At 64.8% G+C, this 2,821-nt stretch carries 2 protein-coding genes and 2 pseudogenes; 2 read left to right on the forward strand and 2 right to left on the reverse strand.

The features are described from left to right. Window positions 1-56: 56 nt before the first annotated feature. A pseudogene (locus tag ACZ7OO_RS43985) lies at window positions 57-692 on the forward strand (IS5 family transposase); the annotation flags it as partial. 116 nt (window positions 693-808) lie between these two features. On the opposite strand, the pseudogene ACZ7OO_RS43990 reads toward ACZ7OO_RS43985, so the two are convergent. After that, window positions 809-1,027, reverse strand: a pseudogene (locus ACZ7OO_RS43990) (hypothetical protein); the annotation flags it as partial. Here ACZ7OO_RS43990 and ACZ7OO_RS43995 point away from each other — a divergent pair. Next, window positions 950-1,495 (forward strand): SMI1/KNR4 family protein, encoded by a 546-nt coding sequence (locus ACZ7OO_RS43995; RefSeq protein WP_471513000.1) that lies wholly within the window; start codon window positions 950-952, stop codon window positions 1,493-1,495. The pseudogene ACZ7OO_RS43990 and the gene ACZ7OO_RS43995 overlap by 78 nt on opposite strands. 863 nt (window positions 1,496-2,358) lie before the next feature. Here ACZ7OO_RS43995 and ACZ7OO_RS44000 read toward each other — a convergent pair. Continuing rightward, complete coding sequence (locus ACZ7OO_RS44000) at window positions 2,359-2,658, reverse strand: transposase (protein ID WP_471513001.1); 300 nt, start codon at window positions 2,656-2,658, stop codon at window positions 2,359-2,361. Window positions 2,659-2,821 lie beyond the last annotated feature (163 nt).

The following is a 2,821-nucleotide window of genomic DNA, read 5'->3' on the forward strand; positions in this document are numbered from 1 at the left end:
GAGACCGTGTTTGAGATCTGCCGTGTCCCGTGACTGGCGGGGTCGTTGAGCCCGGCGTGAGTGGTTCCGGGGGCGGGTATCCGTCGGATTTGACGGGTGATCAGTGGGCGTTGGTGGAGGCGTTGCTGCCGCCAGCGCGGGTGGGTCCCAAGGGCGGGCGACGTGAGAAGCACCCGCGTCGGCGGATCGTGGATGCGATCTTCTACGTGGTCCGCACCGGGTGTGCCTGGCGGCAGTTGCCCAAGGACTTCCCGCCATGGCCGACGGTGTACTGGTACTTCACCTGGTGGCACGACGACGGCACCGTCGAGCGGATCCACGACGCCCTGCGCGGCCAGGTCCGGGCCGCCGACAGCCGCAGTGTGGAGCCGAGCGCGGGGCTGATCGACTCGCAGTCCGTGCGCACTGCCGACACCGTCCCCGCCGGCACCAGGGGCTTCGACGCGGGCAAGAAGGTGAAGGGCCGCAAGCGGTTCATCGTCACCGACACCCTCGGTCTGCTCCTGGCCGTCCACGTTGTCGCCGCGAACATCCAGGACCGCGACGGCGCGAAGCACCCACTGCTCTGGACTCGGCTGGACCGTCCGGGAGTTCAGAAGATCTGGGCCGACCAGGGCTTCGCCGGCCGCCTCGTGGACTGGGCCCGGGCGATCCTCGGCCGCGAGCTGGAGATCGTGCGCAAGGCCCCGGACCAGCGCGGATTCCAGGCCGAAGCGGCGACGCTCAGGATCCTCCAGGGCCATCGCGGCAACACGAGAGCGCACCGAGGCGCCGTTCCAGGTCCCGCTCGGGGCGGCAGCATCAGCGGTCACGCCCGAACCGTATCCTCGTCCGGCCCCACCCGGATCAATGGCCTGGGGCCCGGCCGTGTGGCGGGATGGCCGCGGGTGAGTCGGCGGACCATGATGCCGATCATTGCCCAGCGGATCATGGTCTCGGAGCGGGCGGGGTGCTGCTCGTAGTCGCGGGCGAGGCGCCGGTGCGCGGTGATCCACGAGAAGGTGCGCTCGACGGCCCAGCGCTTGGGCTAAATGCCTCGCACCACGGATACCGGCTTCAACCGCTCCTGTCGGAGGAGGCGATCCGCTCCTTCGAGCAACTGCACGGCGTCACCCTTCCCGCGTCCTACCGGGACTTCCTGGGCACGGTCGCCGGTGGCGGAGCGGGACCTCATTACGGACTGCTGGGCCTGGCAGAGGAAGTGGATGACGAAGAGGCCCTGCACGACCTTCGGACCGAGTGCCTGCGAGCCGGCTTCCTGGCCACCCTGTTCCCGCACACCACGGTCTGGCCGGGACCGGGCAGGGGAGGCGACGCCGACTACTCGGTCGCGGGGACTCTGGTCCTCAGCGAGATCGGCTGCGACACCTTCTCCCGCCTCGTCATCACGGGCACAAACGCCGGACAAGTCTGGCTCGACGACCGGTCCTGGGGCGGCCTGACCCCAGGACCGGACTTCCACGACTGGTACACCGCATGGCTGGCATCTCAGTAGATCTCAAACACGGTCTCAGCAACGAGTTCAGCAATCACATCGGCCGTCAGGCCCGTGATCCGCCGGTTGCTGATGATCACCGCACGAGTCGCCTTCCCCACCACACGACCATGATCAACGATCAATAGCCCGACGTCTCACTGCCTACCGTGCACGAGCTCGTAATTGTCGCACCAAGGAGTCTTAGGGCAGCTTCAGTGCCTCATTTTCCCGCATACCCATCTCGCCGTTGACGTGTCTGGGAGGGTGTCATCACGATTTAGTAGTTCAGTGAGCATCTTCGGAGTGGCCACCGATCGGGTGACGTCTTCATTCGCAGGACTGTGGCCCTATCCCAGGCGAGGACGCAGTCAACCGATAGTTACCCATCACCTTGAGGCGTGACTGCTGAAGAAGCTAAGTGATTCTGATCTCATCGGAACCTTTCTCGTATGTCGATGGGTAAATGGCGCCCTCGCGGCGGATGGAAGGGAATTCATGAGAAACATGCGACTCGCCACGAGGCTGTCCGTCAACACTGCGGCTGTCGCCCTGGCAGGCGTAGCTGCCATGCAGCCAGCTTGCGCCGTGGAGCAGCGCTTCTCGTACTCTGGAGCCGACGTCTCGATAGACAACCATCCGGGCGACGGAGTCTTTCAAAAAGTAAGTTCAAAAAGTCCCGGTCGGGTATTTACTGGAAAGTTTCCATAAATGTTTCTCGTAATCGCGTCCGTCGTTCTCAGTCTGTTCGGGTCCGTACTGATCTGGAAGATCCTTAAGTACCACGAGAAGCTCGCACGGCAACGTTGGCTTCGTGACCGACGCCCCATACGCCGCTTCACGCCGTAGCGGCGTATGGGGATCGGCGACGCACTGGAAGCGGTTCACCAGCGACTCTCCCCGGCGAAATACTTGGCGGCCCTCCGCAGGATCTCGCATTCCTCCTCGAGCTCGCTGACCTTCTTCCGCAGAGCCGCGTTCCCCGCCTCCAGCGGGGCTGGCGGCTGGGCCGGTTCCTGCGTCCGGCGTCCCCGCGGACGGCTTGCTCCGGCAGCCCGGACCCAGTTCCGCAGGGTCTCAGGGTTGATCCCCAGATCGGCGGCCACCGACCTGATCGTCACATCGGGCCGCGACTCATACAGCGCGACCGCATCCGCCTTGAACTCCGGCAGGTAGTTCTTCATGACCACGAGATGTCCGTTCTCAGTTCCTCAGGATCCAGCGTCTCGTGTGTCCAAGATCAGAGGTGAGGGCCCCCGCCATTGCCACTACCAGCGCCGCACGCACCCCGATCGGGTGAGTCACGAACCAGGGGGTTGAGGAACATCCGTGTCAGATCGTGCGCTA

It is taken from the genome of Streptomyces sp. NPDC111744 (assembly GCF_055634995.1).